The organism is Achromobacter sp. FW305-C-13 (assembly GCF_058783475.1).
Genome location: NZ_JBYSYN010000002.1, coordinates 1,253,614 through 1,271,138, shown reverse-complemented (window position 1 = coordinate 1,271,138; position 17,525 = coordinate 1,253,614). Strand labels below are relative to the sequence as shown.

Annotated in this window: 18 protein-coding genes; 12 read left to right on the top strand and 6 right to left on the bottom strand. The window is 67.6% G+C overall.

Going from position 1 to position 17,525, the window contains the following annotated elements; genetic code table 11:
- Nucleotides 1-62 precede the first annotated feature (62 nt).
- A complete protein-coding gene (locus tag AC3WMU_RS17185) occupies nt 63-1,196 on the bottom strand; it encodes a threonine synthase (protein WP_280026574.1) in 1,134 nt (377 codons plus the stop codon).
- Between the two features lie 97 nt (nt 1,197-1,293).
- Between AC3WMU_RS17185 and AC3WMU_RS17180 the strand changes: the two genes are divergently transcribed.
- Nucleotides 1,294-2,205 carry a LysR family transcriptional regulator gene (locus AC3WMU_RS17180; RefSeq protein WP_492282720.1) on the top strand — a complete coding sequence of 304 codons (912 nt, stop codon included), beginning with the start codon at nt 1,294-1,296 and terminating at the stop codon, nt 2,203-2,205.
- Nucleotides 2,206-2,247: 42 nt separating this feature from the next.
- Here AC3WMU_RS17180 and AC3WMU_RS17175 read toward each other — a convergent pair whose 3' ends face one another.
- Both AC3WMU_RS17175 and kynU read right to left on the bottom strand, forming a co-directional pair.
- A complete protein-coding gene (locus AC3WMU_RS17175; RefSeq protein WP_006222613.1) occupies nt 2,248-3,654 on the bottom strand; it encodes an amino acid permease in 1,407 nt (468 codons plus the stop codon).
- A gap of 79 nt (nt 3,655-3,733) precedes the next feature.
- The gene (gene kynU / locus AC3WMU_RS17170; protein WP_006222612.1) at nt 3,734-4,984 is read right to left on the bottom strand and encodes a kynureninase; all 1,251 of its coding nucleotides are present in this window, start codon (nt 4,982-4,984) and stop codon (nt 3,734-3,736) included.
- Between the two features lie 137 nt (nt 4,985-5,121).
- On the opposite strand from kynU, the gene AC3WMU_RS17165 reads away from it, so the two are divergent.
- Nucleotides 5,122-5,595 (top strand): Lrp/AsnC family transcriptional regulator, encoded by a 474-nt coding sequence (locus AC3WMU_RS17165; RefSeq protein WP_006222611.1) that lies wholly within the window; start codon nt 5,122-5,124, stop codon nt 5,593-5,595.
- Between the two features lie 36 nt (nt 5,596-5,631).
- Here the strand turns inward: AC3WMU_RS17165 and trhA are convergent, their stop codons facing one another.
- Both trhA and AC3WMU_RS17155 read right to left on the bottom strand, forming a co-directional pair.
- On the bottom strand, nt 5,632-6,264 hold the full coding sequence (gene trhA / locus AC3WMU_RS17160) for a PAQR family membrane homeostasis protein TrhA (protein ID WP_006222610.1): 633 nt from the start codon (nt 6,262-6,264) through the stop codon (nt 5,632-5,634).
- Between the two features lie 95 nt (nt 6,265-6,359).
- A complete protein-coding gene (locus tag AC3WMU_RS17155; protein WP_280026570.1) occupies nt 6,360-7,436 on the bottom strand; it encodes a P1 family peptidase in 1,077 nt (358 codons plus the stop codon).
- Nucleotides 7,437-7,639: 203 nt separating this feature from the next.
- On the opposite strand from AC3WMU_RS17155, the gene AC3WMU_RS17150 reads away from it, so the two are divergent.
- The 3 genes from AC3WMU_RS17150 (at nt 7,640) to AC3WMU_RS17140 (ending at nt 9,939) form a co-directional block, all read left to right on the top strand.
- On the top strand, nt 7,640-8,422 hold the full coding sequence (locus tag AC3WMU_RS17150) for an amino acid ABC transporter substrate-binding protein (RefSeq protein WP_006222608.1): 783 nt from the start codon (nt 7,640-7,642) through the stop codon (nt 8,420-8,422).
- Nucleotides 8,423-8,506: 84 nt separating this feature from the next.
- Nucleotides 8,507-9,187: an ABC transporter permease subunit gene (locus AC3WMU_RS17145; RefSeq protein WP_315134378.1), complete on the top strand. Its 681-nt coding sequence runs from the start codon at nt 8,507-8,509 to the stop codon at nt 9,185-9,187.
- Entirely contained in the window at nt 9,184-9,939 is a 756-nt protein-coding gene (locus AC3WMU_RS17140) for an amino acid ABC transporter ATP-binding protein (RefSeq protein ID WP_006222606.1), read from the top strand. The genes AC3WMU_RS17145 and AC3WMU_RS17140 overlap by 4 nt, the downstream gene beginning before the upstream one ends.
- Nucleotides 9,940-9,955: 16 nt before the next feature.
- Here the strand turns inward: AC3WMU_RS17140 and AC3WMU_RS17135 are convergent, their stop codons facing one another.
- Nucleotides 9,956-10,639 (bottom strand): peptidoglycan DD-metalloendopeptidase family protein, encoded by a 684-nt coding sequence (locus tag AC3WMU_RS17135; protein ID WP_006222605.1) that lies wholly within the window; start codon nt 10,637-10,639, stop codon nt 9,956-9,958.
- A 285-nt stretch (nt 10,640-10,924) separates the two neighbouring features.
- Between AC3WMU_RS17135 and AC3WMU_RS17130 the strand changes: the two genes are divergently transcribed.
- From AC3WMU_RS17130 to AC3WMU_RS17100, 7 genes are all read left to right on the top strand, one after another.
- Nucleotides 10,925-12,223, top strand: coding sequence for an MASE1 domain-containing protein (locus AC3WMU_RS17130; protein ID WP_492282719.1), 1,299 nt, complete (start codon nt 10,925-10,927; stop codon nt 12,221-12,223).
- Nucleotides 12,210-13,760, top strand: coding sequence for an acyl-CoA-binding protein (locus tag AC3WMU_RS17125; protein WP_035212324.1), 1,551 nt, complete (start codon nt 12,210-12,212; stop codon nt 13,758-13,760). The genes AC3WMU_RS17130 and AC3WMU_RS17125 overlap by 14 nt, the downstream gene beginning before the upstream one ends.
- 26 nt (nt 13,761-13,786) lie before the next feature.
- Nucleotides 13,787-14,218, top strand: a complete 432-nt coding sequence (locus tag AC3WMU_RS17120; protein ID WP_006222602.1) for a DUF2946 family protein — start codon at nt 13,787-13,789, stop codon at nt 14,216-14,218.
- Between the two features lie 76 nt (nt 14,219-14,294).
- Complete coding sequence (locus AC3WMU_RS17115; protein WP_035212323.1) at nt 14,295-14,918, top strand: SCO family protein; 624 nt, start codon at nt 14,295-14,297, stop codon at nt 14,916-14,918.
- Between the two features lie 35 nt (nt 14,919-14,953).
- Complete coding sequence (locus tag AC3WMU_RS17110; protein ID WP_424625215.1) at nt 14,954-15,451, top strand: copper chaperone PCu(A)C; 498 nt, start codon at nt 14,954-14,956, stop codon at nt 15,449-15,451.
- A 282-nt stretch (nt 15,452-15,733) separates the two neighbouring features.
- A complete protein-coding gene (locus tag AC3WMU_RS17105) occupies nt 15,734-16,105 on the top strand; it encodes a DUF4148 domain-containing protein (RefSeq protein WP_424625112.1) in 372 nt (123 codons plus the stop codon).
- A gap of 216 nt (nt 16,106-16,321) precedes the next feature.
- On the top strand, nt 16,322-17,524 hold the full coding sequence (locus AC3WMU_RS17100) for an ATP-binding protein (protein ID WP_006222598.1): 1,203 nt from the start codon (nt 16,322-16,324) through the stop codon (nt 17,522-17,524).
- Nucleotide 17,525: the final 1 nt, after the last annotated feature.

Below are 17,525 nucleotides of genomic sequence, written 5' to 3'. Positions count from 1 at the left end.
CACAGGTAAACCAGCGGCCAGCAGCGCAAACGACAGCAATGCGGTCAAGCGGGCCTCGCCGCTCACGCCGCCGAATACAGGTCCGTCATGAACTGGGTGGACTTGATGCCCGTTCCGGTCAGCAGGACGACGGTGCGTTCGCTGGCCTGGATCGCGCCGCGCGCTTCCAGTACCTGAAGCGCCGCGGCCGCCGTGGCGCTGGTCGGCTCCGCGTACAGACCCGACAGCGCCAGCCGTTTCACCGCAGCGACGATGTCCGCTTCCGGCACCGCCACCGTCTGGCCGCCGCTGGCGCGCACGGCCTGCAATACCTCGCGCAAGCGCACCGGATGCTTGATGGCCGTGCCTTCGGCCACGGTGGGCAGCACCTCGCGCGGCACGGCGCTGTCCACGCCTGCCTGGAAGCTCGCGTCCACCGGCGAACAATGCAGCGGCTGCGCCACGAAGAGCTTGGGCAAGCGGCGGATCTGTCCGGCCGCCAGCAATTCGGCAAACCCGATGGCGCAGCCCAGCACATTGCTGCCGGCGCCCGCCGGGATCACGACGTTGTCGGGCGCCTGGAAGCCAAAGTCTTCCCACATCTCGTACGCAATGGACTTCGTCCCCTGCAGGAAGAACGGCTGCCAGTTGTGGCTGGCGTAGAAGATGTCACGCGAGGCGCGGATGGCTTCGGTCTGCGAGTTTTCGCGCGGGCCTTCCACCAGGCGCACGTCGGCGCCGAACGCGCGGATCTGCGCCACCTTGGCGATGGACGTGTAGGCGGGCGCGAAAATGGTGACGCCCATTTCCGCCGCTGCGCCGAAAGCCGCGATGGCCGCGCCGCCGTTACCCGAACTGTCTTCAGCAACGGCCCGAATGCCGATCTGGCGCAGCCATGACAGCATGACGGACGCGCCCCGGTCCTTGAAGCTGCAGGTGGGGTTGAACCATTCCAGCTTGAAATGGGGCCGCAGGCCGCCCCAGGCACGCTCGACCATCGGCGTGGCGCCCTCGCCCAGGGAAACCGGCTTGGCGATGTCCTGCGGCAAGGCGGCGCGATAGCGCCAGATGGAACGGTTGCGCGTATCGATATCGTCGCGGGATATCCCCGGCAACGGCGAGATCATCAGCGGCGTTTGCGCGTCGGAACACCAGCGGGCATCGGTGATCGGGTAGCGTGCGCCGGAAAGCGGGTCCACATAGCAGGGTTGCGACATGAGGTAGGCAGGCAAGTCAGGAAAGCCGCCAGTCTAGGCCCGGCATGTGCCACAGCGTTGCAATATCATGTTGCGAAAAACGCAATGGAGAATCAGCATGGAACGAGGCGCGCTATGGGAATACCAGGTGTTCTGCGCCGTGGCCGAACGCCAGAGCTTCGTGCTGGCCGCGCGCGCCCTGGGCGCCTCGCCCAGCGCCGTGACGCGGGCCGTGCAAGCCTTGGAGCGCCAGGTAGGCGCGCAATTGCTGTTGCGCAGCATGAGCAGCGTCGTGCTGACCCCACAGGGTGAAAGCTATTTCCAGTCGGCGCGCGAGCTGCTACGCCTGGAGGCCCAGGCCCGCGATGATTTGCAGGACGCACAAGGCGGCGTGCAGGGTCGCTTGCGCTTTTCGGCGCCGGATCTGCTGGGGGTGGCGCTGCTGCCCGCCGTGCTGCGCCAGTATGCCGACGCGCATCCCGGCGTCAGCATGGACATCCTGTACACCGACAAATGGGTGGACCCGATCGCCGAAGGCCTGGACTTCGCGATCCGAGGCGGTTTTCCAGCGTCCAGCGACCTGCTGGGCGCACGCCTCTGGCCGTACGACCGGCTGCTGTGCGCCAGCCCGGATTATGTGCGCCGCATGGGCCTGCCCCGCGAACCCGAGGACCTGAAGTCGCATCGCCTGGTGATGCACACCGGGCCGCGCGTGCTGAAGGACTGGCACCTGCGGCAAGACAAGCGCATCGTGCGGCTGCACGCCGAACCCGCCGTGCGCGTCAGCAGCGGCAGCGCCTTGATGGCGATGGTCCTGCAAGGCATGGGGATCGCGCGGCTGGCGGACTGGGCCGCGCAGGCGGAGATCGAACGCGGCGCGCTGGTACGGGTGTGCCCGGCCTATACCGTGACCTCCGCCCAAGGCGCCGCGCCGCAGATGCACGCCGTATACGCATCGCGCTCCCTGCCGGCCCGCGCCCGCGCGATGCTGGCGGCGATCCGGCAATGCGGCAACGGCCCGGGGCGCTAGCGCCCCGGCGCCCGGCTTCGCCGCCCTGACCACCCGTACTGACTATCCGCGCTGGCCGCGCGTCTGCAGCACGACGGTTTCGCCGCGCTTCTTGAACAGCAGGAAGTAGAGCGCCGCCAGGATCAGCAGGAACGGCACGCCAAAGGCCAGCGTCATCTTGAACACGCCGGTAAACGCCGTCGTGATCAGGATTGCCAGCATCGCGACCGCGCCCAGCAGCGTCAGGACGGGGAACCCCGGCATCCGGAACGACAGCGCAGCGCCCCCTTCGCGCGCCCAGCGGCGGCGGAAGAAGTAATGCGTGACGAAGATCATCATCCAGGTGAACAGCGCGCCGAACATCGAGATGGCCATCATCAGCGTGAACGAGGTCTCGGGGTACAGCGCGTTGAGCACCGCCGCGATGGCGATGCCACTGGTCGAGAGCAGCAGCGCGTTCAGCGGCGTGCCGCTGCGCGTCAGCCGGCCCAACACGGACGGCGCATGGCCGGCGCGCGACAGGCTGAACATCATGCGCGTCGTGATGTAGAGCTGGCTGTTCATGGCCGACAACGCCGCCACCAGCACGATGAAGTTGATGACGCCCGCCGCGCCGGGGATGTCCAGCGCCTGCATCACCTTCACGAACGGGCTGCCGCCCTTGCCCGCTTCATCCCACGGCACGATGGCCAGGATCAGCGCCAAGGTCAGCAGGTAGAAGACGACCAGCCGGACGATGGTGGCGCGAAATGCCTTTTTGACGGCGCGCTCGGGGTCCTCGGCTTCGCCGGCAGCCACCGCGATCATCTCCACGCTCAGGTAGCTGAAGATCGAGATCACCACGGCGATCCACATGCCCCACACGCCGTTCGGGAAGAACCCGCCATGCGAGGTGTACAGCGCCGTGCCGTACTGCGGATTGCCCCAGACCACGTAAGCGCCCAGGATGATGAAGGCCACGATCGCCGTGATCTTGATCGTCGAGAACCAGTATTCGATGGTGCCGAACGCCTTGACGCTCATCGCGTTGATGAAGATCAGCGCCGCCGAGAACACGCAAACCCACTGCCAGCCGGGCACCCCCGGGAACCAGTACTTCATGTACTCGGCGACGGCCGTCACTTCGGTGCCTACCGCCAGCACGACGCAGGACCAGTACGCGTAGCGCACCAGGAATCCCGCCAGCGGGCCGACGTAGTGCTCGGCATAGGCGCCGAAAGACCCGGACGTGGAATGCGCCACCGTCATTTCGGCCAAGCAGCCCATCAGCAGCAGCGTGATCAGCCCGCCGATGGCGTAGCTGATGATCACGCTGGGGCCGGCGAATCCGATGGCGAACTTGCTGCCCAGGAACAGGCCGGTGCCGATGGCCCCGCCGATGGCGATCATGCTCATCTGGCCCGAGGTCAAGCGGCGCTTGAGCCCCTTTTCACGTTCGGCGATTTCGCCGAACCCTTGTTGTTGCCGCATTGTCTCCTCCTTGTACTGCGCTCTCTTTATGGATGTAAGGCCGGTTTGGCCTGCGCGATAAGGCAACGCTTCGTGGCGTTCAAGTCACGGCGGACCGTTGCTTGAATTCGGGCTTGTCCCAGGCGCGGCTGTCCAGCACGTCCTTCAGGATATCCACCGCGTCCCACACGTCCGCATAGCCGAAGTACAGCGGCGTCAGGCCGAAGCGCAGCACTTCGGGTTCGCGGTAGTCGCCGATCAGGCCACGCGCGATCAGCGCCTGCATCACCTCGTAGCCATTGGGATGGCGGAAGCTCACGTGGCTGCCGCGGTCCGCGTGCTTGCGCGGCGTGACGAGCGTAAGCGGATGGCCCTCGCAGCGTTCCTCGACCAGCGCGATGAACAGGTCGCCCAGGGCCAGTGACTTGCTGCGCACTTCGGCCATGTCGGCCTCGTGGGCCACGTCCAGGCCGCATTCCACCAGCGACAGCGACACGATGGGCTGGGTGCCGCACAGGTAGCGGCGGATGCCGCCGGCCGGCTCGTAGGCAACGGCCATGTCGAACGGGCGCGTGTGGCCCCACCAGCCCGACAGCGGCTGCCAGAAGTCCTTGGTGTGGCGCGGCGCCACCCAGATGAAGGCGGGCGAACCCGGGCCGCCGTTCAGATATTTATAGGTGCAGCCGACGGCGAAGTCGGCGTTGGCGCCGTTCAGGTCCACCGGCACCGCGCCTGCGGCATGCGCTAGGTCCCAGATGGTCAGCGCGCCGCGTTCGTGCGCCAACGCGGTCACGGCGGCCATGTCGTGCATCTGGCCGCTGCGGTAGTTCACGTGCGACAGCAGCATCACGGCAACGGAGTCGTCCAGCGCCTTGTCCAGCGGCAGCTCGTCGTCGATCAGGCGCATCTCGTAGCCCTGCTGCAGCAGGTCGATCATGCCCTGGATCATGTAGAGATCGGTCGGGAAGTTGTCGCGTTCGGACAGGATGACGCGGCGCGTCGGCTGCTTGTCCTGCTGGATGCGCAGCGCGGCGGCCAAGGCCTTGAAGATATTCAGCGACGTGGTGTCGGTGACGACCAGTTCACCCTCGCGCGCGCCCAGCAGGCTGCCCAGCTTGTCGCCCAGGCGGGCGGGCAATTCGAACCAGCCGGCGGTGTTCCAGCTGCGGATCAGGCCCGTGGCCCATTCCTGCGTGATGACGTCGGCGGCGCGGGCGGCGGCCGCCTTCGGGCTGACGCCCAGCGAATTGCCGTCCATATACAGCACGCCGGGCGGCAGTTCGAAGCGCGCCTTCAGGGAGGCCAGGGGGTCTTTCCGGTCTGCGGCGACGCAGTCTTCACGCGTAGTCATGCAATGCTCCTTCGGGCAATATCCTGCAAACAGGATAGCAGCGCCGATGAGCCGAAATATTGCAAATCTGGGCGTGGCTTACCCTAAGATTCCGCAGTAAATTGCACGAAACCCGAATTTTCAGAATTGGATTGCCCATGCAACTAGACGCGATCGACCAGCGCATCCTGTACCGCCTGCAAGAGAACGGCCAGCTCAGCAACCAGGACCTGGCCGAACAGGTGGCGCTGTCGCCCTCGGCCTGCCTGCGCCGCGTGCGGGCGCTGGAGGAAGGCGGCATGATCCGGCAATACCGGGCCGTGCTGGACGCCGAAAAGCTGGGGTTCGAGCTGGAGGCCATCGTCCACGTGTCGCTGGACCAGTCGCGCCCGGGCTGGCACGAAGCGTTTCTGGCCGGCATCGCCGCCCACGACGAAATCACCGAAGCCAGCATCGTGACGGGCGCCTCCAACTACATCCTGACGGTGCGCACGCGCAACCTGTCGGCGTTTTCGCAGTTCGTCGAAGACAAGCTCAGCAAGATCGCCGGGGTGCGCGACCTGTGTTCGCATATCGTCATGAGAAAGGTAAAAGACCGGGGCGGCATGCTGCCGCTGGCCAGCTGGCGCTAAGTCCGCTCCCGCCCGGACGGTCGGCACGCGCCCCGTTCAGGCGGGCGTGCCGTAGCGCAGGAAGCCGAACACGGTGACGAAATGGCAGGCCGACCCGCCCATCACGAACAGGTGCCAGATCCCGTGGGCGTGGCGCCAGCGCTTGTCGTTCACGTAGAACAGCGTACCCACCGTGTACGCGGCCGCCCCCGCCAGCAGCCAAGCCAGGCCCGCGGAAGACAGGGCACCCGCGATCGGGGCGGCGAACATCACCCCCAGCCAGCCCATCGCCAGGTACAGCGGCAAGGCCGGCGCCGCGCCGCGCGCCCACCAGAGTTCGCGGCTGATGCCGATGGCGGCCAGCAACCAGATCGCCACGCCCATCGCGGCGCCCCACCCGTGCTCCACCGGCCCGAACGCCAGCGGCGTATAGGTCCCGGCGATCAGCAGGTAGATGGCGCAATGGTCCGCCTTGGCCCAGCGGGCCTTGTTGCGGCCGCGGGTGCAGTGGTACAGCACCGACGAGGCATAGACGGCGATCATCGACGCCGCGAACACCGCGCAGCTGACGATCTGTTTCGTGTCCACCTTCAGTTCGGCCGCGCGCGAGATCAGCCAACCGGACGCGCCCACGGCCAGCGCCAGGCCGGCCAGGTGCGTGGCGCCGTTGAATCGTTCGCCTTCGTACATAGAGAGCCCCCAGGACACCGGATGCCCGGTGTCCCCCATGATGTTCCCGTCCTGTGACAATCTGAGGTCAGGCCGGATCTGGAGGCGCCCGCTGGTCAGGCGATGAAATCCACGGCGGCGGGAAAGCCTTCCACCGCGCGCGCGGCCAGGATGGCGCGCTGCACCGCGATCGCCATGGCTTCCGCCGCCATGACGCCCAGCAGCATCACATTGCCCGGTTTGCCGGAGGTGCCGGTGCCCAGCGCGAAAATCGTGTCACCGTCCATCATCGTGTGGATGGGGTTGATGGTGCGGGCCAGCCCGTCGTGGGCCATGCCGGCGATCTTCTGTGCCTGCGCCTTGGTCAGCGTGGCATCGGTGGCGACCACGCCGATGGTCGTCGCGGTGCCGGGGCGCATGGAATTGGGCAGGTCGCCCGCCAGGATGGCCGCCCGCGTATCCAGCAGATGCTTGCCGTCCGGCGTGCGCGCGCCGGCCAGGATGCGCCCGGTAGCGGGGTCCAGCACGTCGCCCACCGCGTTCACGGCCACGATCGCACCCACGGTCACGCCCGCCACCGTCAACGAGGCGCTGCCGATGCCGCCCTTCATGGCGCGCTTGGCACCGTACAGTTTGCCCACGGTAGCGCCTGCCCCAGCGCCGACGTTGCCTTCCTGCGGCGCTGCGGTAGTGGCCGACTTGCAGGCCTGGTAACCGGCCGCCGCATCCGGCCGGATGGAGGCGTCGCCCACGCCCAGGTCGAACAGGATGGCGGCCGGCACGATGGGCACGTGCGCCACGCCCACATCGAAGCCGATCTTCTTTTCTTCCAGATAGCGCATGACGCCCGTGGCGGTGTCCAGACCGAACGCGCTGCCGCCAGACAGTACGATGGCGTGCACCTTTTCCACCATGTTCATGGGATTCAGCAGATCGGTCTCGCGGGTGCCGGGCGCGGCACCGCGCACATCTACCCCACCCGTGGCGCCCGCTTCGGCGATGATGACCGTGCAGCCGGTAGGGCGGCGGGTATCGGTGTAGTGGCCCACGCGCAACCCGGACACCTGGGTGATGCTGCCTCCCCCGGGCGTCAGCCGCAAGCCGTTGGCGCCCTGCGCGGGCATTACCCCGGCAACCGCCGCCGCGCCCGCAGCCGCCATCATGAACGCCCGCCTGTTCCATTGCTGTTCCACACCGATCTCCCTCGCTTTGCAGATTGATTGCGCCCGGCGCAGGTCGCGCCGGGCGGGGGTAACCATATGACTTGCAGCTATATTTTTACTATTCCTTATGCTTTGTGGAAAAATAGGCGCGTTGTTAGAGTGCGGCTACGCCGGAGGGTATTGCACACCCGCAAGCTCTCCAGAATGACACCGTTCATCCGTGGAGCATTGCCATGAAACTCTTCCGCTCGCTGTTCATCGCCGGCCTTATCCAGGCCGCCGCCCTGACCGCTGCCCACGCCCAGTCCGGCCTGGACCAGATCAAATCCGCCGGCACGTTCAAGATCGGCACCGAAGGCACCTACGCCCCCTTCACCTTCCACGACGCATCGGGCCAGCTTACCGGTTTTGACGTGGACATTGGGCGCGCCATCGCCGAACGCCTGGGCGTGAAGGCCCAATTCGTCGAAGGCAAATGGGACGGCCTCATCGCGGGGCTGGACGCCAAGCGCTACGACGCTGTGATCAACCAGGTCGGCATCACCGACGCGCGCAAAGCCAAGTACGATTTCTCCGATCCCTACATCTCGTCGGCTGCCGTGCTGATCGTGCGCGACGACAACACCAGCATCAAGTCGTTTGCCGACCTGAAGGGCAAGAAGTCGGCAAACACGCTGACCAGCAACTTCGGCAAGCTGGCGCAAAGCCATGGGGCGGAAGTCGTCGCCGTGCAGGGCTTTAACGAAGCCATCGATCTCTTGACCTCGGGCCGCGTGGAAGCCACGGTCAACGACAACCTGTCGTTCCTGGACTTCAAGAAGCAAAAGCCCAACGCCAAGGTGAAGATCGCCGCCACCGACAAGACCGCGGAATTCAGCAACTCCGGCGTGCTGATCCGCAAGGGCAATCCCGAACTGCAAGCCGCCATCAACAAGGCGCTGGCCGACATCAAGGCCGACGGCACCTACAAGACCATTTCGGTCAAATACTTCGGCACGGACCTGTCGGCGCAGTAAGCGGCAGGCACGCACATGACGCTACCCTCCTGGCTGCAAGCCGTCATCCCCGATTGGCTGCTGGCGCAGATCGGGTCGTGGACCGTGCCGGCCTGGGTGCAGTTGATGGCCGACTCGTTCTGGCCGTTGCTGCACGCCGGGCTGGTCTTCACGGTGCCGCTCACGCTGATGTCGTTCGCGCTCGGGCTGGCGCTGGCTTTCCTGGTGGCGTTGATCCGCCTGTTCGGCCCGGCGCCGCTGGTGGCGCTCGTGCGTTTCTATGTCTGGTTGATCCGCGGGACGCCGCTGCTGGTGCAGCTGTTCGTGATCTTCTACGGCCTGCCCAGCGTGGGCATCGTGCTGGATCCGCTGCCCGCCGCGCTGATCGGCTTCACGTTGAACGTGGGCGCCTACAACTCGGAGGTCATCCGCGGCGCCATCGAATCCATCACCAAGGGCCAGTGGGAAGCGGCGTATTCGCTCAGCATGACGCGCGGCCAGGCGCTGCGCCGCACCATCCTGCCGCAAGCGGCCCGCGTGGCGGTGCCTCCCTTGTCGAATTCGTTCATCGCGCTGGTCAAGGACACGTCGCTCGCCGCCGTGCTGACCGTGCCCGAAATCTTCCAGGCTGCGCAACGCATCGCGGCCGTCACCTATGAGCCGCTGATCCTCTACACCGAGGCGGCGCTGATCTACCTGGTGTTCAGTTCCGTCCTGTCCGCCGCGCAAGTCCGGCTGGAAAGGCGCTTTGGCCAGCACGCCGTGTTCTCCGAGAAAAGCCGATGATCCGCCTGCAGAAAATCGAAAAATCCTTCGGCGGCAATCCGGTGCTCAAGCAAGTGGACGTGAGCATCGCCGAAGGCAGCGTCACCGCCTTGATCGGCCCGTCGGGCAGCGGCAAGAGCACCTTGCTGCGCTGCGTGAACCTGCTGGAGGTGCCCGACCGCGGCACGCTATCCATCGGGCCGGAAACCGTTGAATTCGAGCCCGGACGGAAGCTGGCGCGCGAACAGGTGCAGCGCGTGCGCAAGCAGACCGGCATGGTGTTCCAGAACTTTCAGCTGTTTCCGCACCAGACGGTGATCGGCAACGTGATGGAAGGTTTGCTGACCGTGCAGAAGTGGCCCCTGGACCGCGCCCGCGCGCGCGCCGAGGAATTGCTGAAGAAGGTCGGCATGGCCGAAAAGGCCGACGCCTGGCCCGCCAACCTGTCGGGCGGCCAGCAGCAGCGCGTGGCCATTGCCCGCGCGCTGGCGCCCGCCCCGCGCGTGCTGCTGTGCGACGAACCGACCTCCGCGCTGGATCCGGGCCTGGCGGCCGAAGTGGTGGATGTACTGCGCCAGCTGGCCACGGAAGGCATGACCATGCTGATGGCCACGCACGACCTGCGCCTGGCCGCCAGCGTATCGCGCGAAGTGGTGTTCCTGCTGGATGGCGTCGTCGTGGAATCCGGCGAGTCCCGGACGATCTTCTCGCACCCCGCGGACCCGCGCACCGCCACGTTCATCTCAACCTTGACGCAGGACGCGGCGGTATAGGCTGGGCGCCGCCCGATTATTTGGGCGGCAGGTTCCCCGCCGGGTCAACCGCCTGGCCGTCATAGCGCAATTCGAAATACAGCCCGACCTGCTTGCTGTCGCTATTGCCCATTTCGGCGATCTTCTGCCCCTGCTTCACGCTTTGGCCTTCCTTGACCAGCAGCTTGCTGTTGTGCGCATAGATGCTGAGGAAGCTGGCGTTGTGCTTGACGATGACCAGGTGGCCGTAGCCCCGCAGGCCGCTGCCCGAATAGGCGACGGTGCCGCCCGCCGCGGCCACCACCGGCGTGCCCGAGGAATTGGAGATGACGATGCCGTTGGAACCGCCGCCGTCGTAGCCGCGCGTGACCTTGCCCTGCGCCGGCCACACCAGCGAGATCGCGCCCGGCGGCGCGGTGCGCCGCTTGGCCGTGGAGGTGGAGGTCCGTGGCGAAGAAGTCGCCGGCTTGGACTGCGCCTTGCCGGAACCGGACGTGCTGGTCTGACCTCCCGGCGCTTGCACCCGCAGCATCTGCCCGACCTCGATCGTGTTCGAATTCGACAAGCCGTTCCACCGCACCAGATTGCTGACGCTGGTGCCCTGCTTGCGCGCAATCTGCGTCAGCGTGTCGCCGGACTGCACGCGGTAGTAGCCGGGCTGGACCTTGGTGGTGCCGCAGGCGGACAACAGCGCCAGCAGCACGACGATGCAGGCGCACATCCATAGCCGCCCGAGCAGGCGGGGCCGTCTGTCGAACTGGGGCGGGCCGGCAGGCGCCGCGCAAGGGAGGGGGCAGGCGGGCACGGACAGGGTCGGGGCGGACAAGGAAAGCACTGAAACCTGGGGCACTGAGATGGCGGTGGAAACGGAAGTGCATTCAAGGGTACCAAGATTTTCGGGTGCCAGTGTGGCGCGGGTGCTTCGCAGCGGCGTCCGGGCCGTGTATAACCCGCTGATCACGGTGAACGCGCTTCGCCACGCCTCAATGCGTTTGCAAGGACCGACATGGGTATGACCGACACGGTTAGAAAGAATCCGCTTTGCCTGCTGTGGACCATCCCCTATCTGCTGTGCGGAGTGTTCTCGCACCTGCTCAGCGATCCGGTCAGCCACGCTTTGTTCGTCTGGCTGCCGCCCGGGGTGGCCGTCGGCGCCTACCTGCTGACCGCGCGGCGCAACTGGCTGCTGCTGGTGGCGGGATTCTTCTGCGCCCAGTTGATCCTGACGCTTGTCTCGCGCGGACAACCGGCCACCGCCCTCGTCTTCGCGCTGACGGGCAGCCTGTCTTCGCTGCTGGCCGCGTGGACGGTGCAGCGCCTGTCGCCGCGCGCCGAGGGCCCCGGCTTCGTAGCCGCGTTGCTGGCGGGCGCGGTCGCGGGCGCCGCCAGCAGCGCCTTGATGGGCGGCGGCTGGCTGTGGCTGACGCAGGAAGCGCACGCGCTGGTGCGGCTGCGCACCTGGGTCACGGCGTATCTGGCGGGCGTGCTGATCCTGGCGCCGGCGCTGACCGGCTGGGCACAGTTCCGGCCCCGCCGCTCGGGCGGCCCGCGCATGCGGGACCTGCTGATCGGCGCGGTGGCGTACGCCTTGATGATCGTGTCGACCTTCATGACGTTCGACGGCGACATGATCCAGAACCTGCCCTATGTCGTGTCCTTCGAGCTGACCTATCTGCCGCTGGTGTTCGCGGTGCTGATCGCGCTGGTCTGGGGCACGCCCGGCGGCACGCTGGCAATGGTGACCCTGATGCTGATGGCGCTGTACCAAAGCGCCCAGGGCGAAGGCCCCTTCGTCGAGGCCAACGACCCCTGGCACGTGCTGCTGGCCACCCAGGTCTACCTGGTCGTCACGGCCTTGCTGCTGCTGCTCGTCAACACCCTGCGCGGCGCGCGCGCCCAGGCGCTTGAGAACGCGGAACAGTGGCGCGGCCGCTTCGACTTGGCGCTGGCCGGCAGCCACCAGCTGATGTACCGCTTCAATCCCTATGACGGCAAGCTGGAACTGGCGGGCGACCTGCAGGACGCGTTCGGCCTGCCCGCCAGCGCCATCACCGATCTGGAATCCCTGGCCGCCCATGCGCATCCGGAAGACCGGTCGCGCCTGGCGATGCATTGGGCAGCCCGCCGCGCGGGCGCCCAGGACCGCACGCCCCTGCTGTTCCGCGTGGCGCACACGGCAGGCGGCTGGCGGCTGGTCAGCGACCGGGGCTCGCCGTTGTCGGACTTCGACGGCAGCGTGGCCGTCGTCGCCGGCATGTGGCGGCTGGGCGAGATCGAGCGCGAGCCCGCCGATGCCATCCAATAGTCCCGACGCGCCGTCCGGCACGGGCGCCCTCCTGATCCACGGATTGGGTGGGACGGAGTACGACCTGGGCTCGATGCACAAGGTCCTGAAGCGCGCCGGCATCCAGACGTACAGCCTGACCTTGCCCGGGCACGGCGCCTCGCCCGAGGACCTGCTGTCGGTGCGCATGGAAGACTGGCTGGATGCCGTGACGCAGAAGTACCACGAAGTCGCCGCTCGCCACGACACCCTGCACGTCATGGGCATGTGCCTGGGCGCGCTGCTGGCGGTCGAGCTATGCAAACGGGTGGGGCACAAGCAAGGCAAGCTGGTGTCGCTGGCAGCCCCCGTCTTCATCGATGGGTGGAGCACGCCTTGGTACCGCGGCCTGCGCAAGCTGGTCTACCGCATTCCCGGCCTGGCCGCGCGCATGCGCGTGGAAGAGGAAGAGCCCTACGGCATCAAGAACGAGCTGGTGCGCTCCATCGTCAAGGCCAAGTTTGAGCGGGGCGAGAACTTCCACTACCGCTGGGTGCCGCTGGCCTGCGTGCGCGAAGTCGACCGGCTGCGCGACGCCGTCAGGCGCGGGCTGGACGGTATTGGCTGCCCCACGCTGATCATGCACGCGCACGAAGACGAGCTCACGTCCGTGCGCTCGGCGCAGCTGCTGCATGAGGCCATCGCGGGCAGCCAGCTGGTACTGTTGAACAACAGCTATCACATGATCTGCGTGGACAACGACCGCGACCTTGTGGCCGCCACCGTGCTGCAATTCATGGACCGCGACCCTGCCGCCGCCCAGTCCCCGCGCGCCGCCGCACGCGGCGCCCCCATGGGCGCCGCGGATGTCGAACGCATCCTGGGCGCGTACCGCGACTCCCTGCTGGCCGGCGAATTCGAGACACTGTTCCCGCTGTTTGCCGAAGACGTGGTCTGGACCGAAGAAGGCGACAACCCGATCAGCGGCGTCTACGAAGGCCGCGGCGCGCTGATCAACCTGTTCTCACGGCTGATGGACTATTCGCGCAACACCTTCGCGGTCAGCGACGTGGGGCAGCCCGCGCTGGCGGGGCGCTCCATCGCCCTGCCGTTGCGCTTCCAGGTGCAGGACGGCGCCAGCCTGTATCAAGGGGCGTCCACGCATACCCTGCGCCTGCGCAACAACGCCATCAGCAAGGTGACCGCGCGCGCCGACGAGCCCGAACGCGAAGACGCCTTGTGGCGCCGCCTGGCCGCCGCCGGCGGCCACGAACCCGAGGGCGACGCCATGGACGACGCCACGCTGGCGCTCGGCGCGGCCGCCCTGCCCAACGCATTCGAAGCCGCGGTCATCGAATTGCGCTCGCTCTCCGCGCCGCCGTCGGCCGCCGTGGCGATCCGCCTGGCCGCCTACGAGCAGCAAGCGCGCCACGGCGACGCCCCGCTGGCCGCGCCGCCCGATGCCGATGCCCGCGGCCAGGTCGGCCACGCCGCCTGGCGCCTCTTGGCCGGGCTGCCGGCGGATCAGGCGCAACGCCGCTATATCGCCCTGGTGCGGCGTCTGGACGCAGGGGATTGACCCGCCGGCATGACTAAAATGGCACGATGCCTGACCTGACCCGCCTCCACCGCCTGGGACGCGCCGCGCGCGCCCACGGGGTGCTGTGGCTGGCGCTTCTGGCCCTGACCTTGCGCGCCCTGGTGCCGGCGGGCTACATGCCCGATGCCCGCGCGTTGCATGACGGCCGCTTGGAAGTCACCTTCTGTTCCGCCGCGGGCGACCTGTCCACGCTCAGCGTGGCGCTGGCCCGCGCAGGCGGCGACGAGCGCCCATCCGGGCACGACGCCGCCAAGACGGGCGCGCAATGCCCCTTCGGGCTGCTGGCGCACGTCGCGCCGGCGCCCACTCCGGCGGTAACGCCCATCCTGCTGCCCGCGGGCCGGTACGTGCCGCCCCCGCCCGCCTACCGGGCGCTGCCCGCGCTGGCCGCCCATGGCCCGCCCCTGGGTCCCCGCGCCCCACCTGCTTTGGCCTGACTCCGCCTGACCGCGCGGCTCCGCCGCGCGCCTTGCCGATCCGTCGACCAAAGAGGTTTCCATGCATTCCCCCTTCATGCATTTCCCCGCCCTGCGCGCGCGCGCCGGCGCGGCGCTTGCCCATGCGCCCGATCCCCGGCGCCGCCTGATCCTGTCGTCCCTCGCCCTGCTGGCCCTGGCCGGCTGCGGGCCCGAAGCCCCCAAGCTGCACGGCATGGATTTGTCCGGCATGCCAACCGGCGATTTCCAATTGCAGGACACGAGCGGCCAGACGCGCCGCCTGGCCGACTACCGCGGCCATCCCGTCATGCTGTTCTTCGGTTTCACGCAATGCCCGGATATCTGCCCGACGGCGCTGACCCGCGCCATCGAGATCAAGGGCCTGCTGGGCGCCGATGCCGACAAATTGAAAGTGCTGTTCATCACCGTCGACCCGGAGCGCGACACGCCCGAGATCCTCAGCGCCTACACCCAGGCCTTCGATCCGGCGTTCGTCGGGCTGCGCGGCGATGCGGAGCAGACCCGCGCAGCCGCCCAGTCCTTCAAGGTGTTCTATCAAAAGGTCGCCACCGGCTCGTCCTACACCATGGATCACACCGCGCTGACCTACATCATCGACGCCCAGGGCAAGCTGCGGCTTGCCTTGCGCCACCAGCAGAGCGCCGAAGAATGCGTGCAAGACCTGCGCACCGTGCTGTGACCCCACGCCGCCAACCCGATAGAGAAGCCACCATGATGAAGAAAATTTCGCTCAAGTCCCTGGCCGCCGCCGTTTGCCTGTGCGCGCTGGCGGGGGTTGCGCCCACCGCCCTGGCGCAGGACGCCACCTTGAAGGTGGACGACGCCTGGGTGCGCGCCACCGTGCCCAGCCAGCATGCCACCGGCGCCTTCATGCGCCTGACCTCGGCCGTGCCCGGCCGCCTGGTGGCCGTGGAGTCCGATGCCGCCCAGCACGTGGAAGTGCACGAAATGGCCATGCAGGACAACGTCATGAAAATGCGCCAGGTGCCCGGCATCGACCTGCCCGCCGGCCAGCCGGTGGAGCTGAAACCCGGCGGCTATCACGTGATGCTGATCGACCTGGCCCGGCAGATCAATCCGGGCGACCGCGTCCCGCTGACGCTGGTGGTGGAAGATGCCAAGCAACAGCAGCGCCGCGTGCCGGTGCAGGCCGAGGCCCGCGCGTTGAACGCCAAGGCCGGCTCCGCCCCGGCGGCGCAGCACGGCCACTGATCTATATATAGAGAGCAAGCTGGCGGCGGCCGCGGCCAATGGGGAACGACCCCATGAAAGCCGAATGACACCTGTACTTCAGGCTTGAAATACCTTTCGCGTCCCGCCGCCCATTTCCCTGCAACACCACGGCGCTCGCCCTGTCGAATTGAAAAGACCGGACGCGCGCCGTTTTCACGCACCCGGCCAGGCATTCCCGCATCCAGGAAATCGTCCGTCGGCAGCATCGCGGACGACGGCGCGGCCGAACCAGCCGCAGGCTTTGTTTGCCAGGAGCGTTTCATGAAGACCTTCACCACCACGTTGTTGCTTTGCGCCGGCTTGGCTGTCGCGGGCGCTGCCCAGGCCCAAACCGCGGCCCCCACTGCGCAATACAAGCGCGATCTCTACGGCGATTGGCGCGTCGGCTACCCGGCCCCCGCCGCCAAGACCTCCGCCCAGGTAGCCGCCGAACTGGCCCAGGCCAAGGCCAACGGCACGTATTCGTTCGGCCAGGAAGACTACCCGCCCCCCGTCGCGTCCACCCAATCCGAAAGCCGCGCCCAGGTCGAGCAGGAATTGCAGCAGGCCCAGGTCCAAGGCCAGATGGCGTCCGACCAGGAAGACTACCCACCCGCGGCCATGGCCCACAGCGGCATGTCCGATATCCATTGACGCATGGGACCGCTTGGCGAATATCAGGGACGCACCATCTGGCGCCCCCGTCAGCGTGCCATGCTGAATCGCCATACAATGCCAGCACATCCGCCGTCGTCGCCGTAGTTAGGCCCGACGGCAGCCGGCCGCTTGCGCCGCGCGCCGGATGCCTGCGTTCCGCGCCGCCGGGCGCTTGACCCGCCGGCGGGCCCGCCGGCACCTCTGTGTCTGGATATGCCCGGTAGTTCCGCCTTTTCATTCCTGCGTACCTTATGCAGCCTGCGCTGGCTCGCCATCGCGGGCCAAGCCGCCACCATCCTGCTGGCCAGCAGCGTGCTGGGCCTTGCCCTGCCGCTTGAGCCCCTGTGGATCGGCGTGGGCGTGCTGATCGGGTTCAACGCCTACGCCAGCCTGCGCCTGCGCCGCCCCCGCGACCTGTCTCACGCCACCGCCTTCGGCCACCTGTTCGTGGACATGGCGGTGCTGTCGTGGATGGTGGGCTGGAGCGGCGGCATCAGCAATCCGTTCGGCACGATGTTCCTGATCCTGACCGCGCTGGCGGCCCTGGCGCTACCGCGTAACTGGGCGCTGGCGGCGGCGGTGGCGGGTATTTCCGGCTATGCCGCCGCGGCCATCTTCGGCCAGCCCCTGCGCGGCGACGTCGACACCCATTCCCTGCTGCTCTGGGGCCTGGGCGTGAACTTCCTGATTTCCGTGGTGGTCGTGCTGGTGTTTTCCACCCGGCTGGCGTCCGACCTGCGCGACCGAGAGCGCGAGCTGGCCCGGCTGCGCGAACGATTCACCCGCAACGAAGGCATTGTCGCCCTGGCCACGCACGCGGCGGCCATGGCGCATGAACTGAACACGCCGCTTGCCACCATGACGCTCCTGGCCGACGAGATCGCCGCCGAGGTCAAGGACGACGACCTGCGCGACGACGTGGCCACCTTGAGCCAATTGCTGGCCCTGTGCCGGGAACGCATCCGCAATCTGGCGGTCCCAACCGCGGTGGACCTGGTCCGCGTGGTGGGGCAATGGCGCCTGATCCGGCCGACGATCGACCTGCAACGCTCGGGCGCCCTGCCGACCAGCCTGCGGGTGGACCCGGCAATCGCGCACCTGCTGCAAGCGCTCTTGAACAACGCGGCGGACGCCGGCGAGGCCGCCGAGGCCCCCCGCGTGGACCTGCATCTGGAATATGGCTATGGCGCCCTGCGTGGCGAAGTGCGGGACTACGGGCGTGGTTTCGACCCCGACCAGACCCTGCTGCCCGCGACCAGCCTGTTCAACAGCGGCAAGCCGGGGGGGTTGGGCGTTGGCCTGGCGCTCTCGCACGCCACCGTCGAACAGCTGGGCGGTGAAATGACCATGACCGCCGCCTCAGGGGGAGGCACCCGCATCCGCTTTTACCTGCCCCTGGGCAACCCCGGAACCTGAA

Bases quoted from the DNA above. Each gene is read 5' to 3' on its own strand.
- AC3WMU_RS17185 (WP_280026574.1), bottom strand. From the start codon at position 1,196: ATGTCGCAACCCTGCTATGTGGACCCGCTTTCCGGCGCACGCTACCCG.
- AC3WMU_RS17180 (WP_492282720.1), top strand. From the start codon at position 1,294: ATGGAACGAGGCGCGCTATGGGAATACCAGGTGTTCTGCGCCGTGGCC.
- AC3WMU_RS17175 (WP_006222613.1), bottom strand. From the start codon at position 3,654: ATGCGGCAACAACAAGGGTTCGGCGAAATCGCCGAACGTGAAAAGGGG.
- kynU (WP_006222612.1), bottom strand. From the start codon at position 4,984: ATGACTACGCGTGAAGACTGCGTCGCCGCAGACCGGAAAGACCCCCTG.
- AC3WMU_RS17165 (WP_006222611.1), top strand. From the start codon at position 5,122: ATGCAACTAGACGCGATCGACCAGCGCATCCTGTACCGCCTGCAAGAG.
- trhA (WP_006222610.1), bottom strand. From the start codon at position 6,264: ATGTACGAAGGCGAACGATTCAACGGCGCCACGCACCTGGCCGGCCTG.
- AC3WMU_RS17150 (WP_006222608.1), top strand. From the start codon at position 7,640: ATGAAACTCTTCCGCTCGCTGTTCATCGCCGGCCTTATCCAGGCCGCC.
- AC3WMU_RS17140 (WP_006222606.1), top strand. From the start codon at position 9,184: ATGATCCGCCTGCAGAAAATCGAAAAATCCTTCGGCGGCAATCCGGTG.
- AC3WMU_RS17135 (WP_006222605.1), bottom strand. From the start codon at position 10,639: ATGTGCGCCTGCATCGTCGTGCTGCTGGCGCTGTTGTCCGCCTGCGGC.
- AC3WMU_RS17130 (WP_492282719.1), top strand. From the start codon at position 10,925: ATGGGTATGACCGACACGGTTAGAAAGAATCCGCTTTGCCTGCTGTGG.
- AC3WMU_RS17125 (WP_035212324.1), top strand. From the start codon at position 12,210: ATGCCATCCAATAGTCCCGACGCGCCGTCCGGCACGGGCGCCCTCCTG.
- AC3WMU_RS17120 (WP_006222602.1), top strand. From the start codon at position 13,787: ATGCCTGACCTGACCCGCCTCCACCGCCTGGGACGCGCCGCGCGCGCC.
- AC3WMU_RS17115 (WP_035212323.1), top strand. From the start codon at position 14,295: ATGCATTTCCCCGCCCTGCGCGCGCGCGCCGGCGCGGCGCTTGCCCAT.
- AC3WMU_RS17110 (WP_424625215.1), top strand. From the start codon at position 14,954: ATGAAGAAAATTTCGCTCAAGTCCCTGGCCGCCGCCGTTTGCCTGTGC.
- AC3WMU_RS17105 (WP_424625112.1), top strand. From the start codon at position 15,734: ATGAAGACCTTCACCACCACGTTGTTGCTTTGCGCCGGCTTGGCTGTC.
- AC3WMU_RS17100 (WP_006222598.1), top strand. From the start codon at position 16,322: ATGCCCGGTAGTTCCGCCTTTTCATTCCTGCGTACCTTATGCAGCCTG.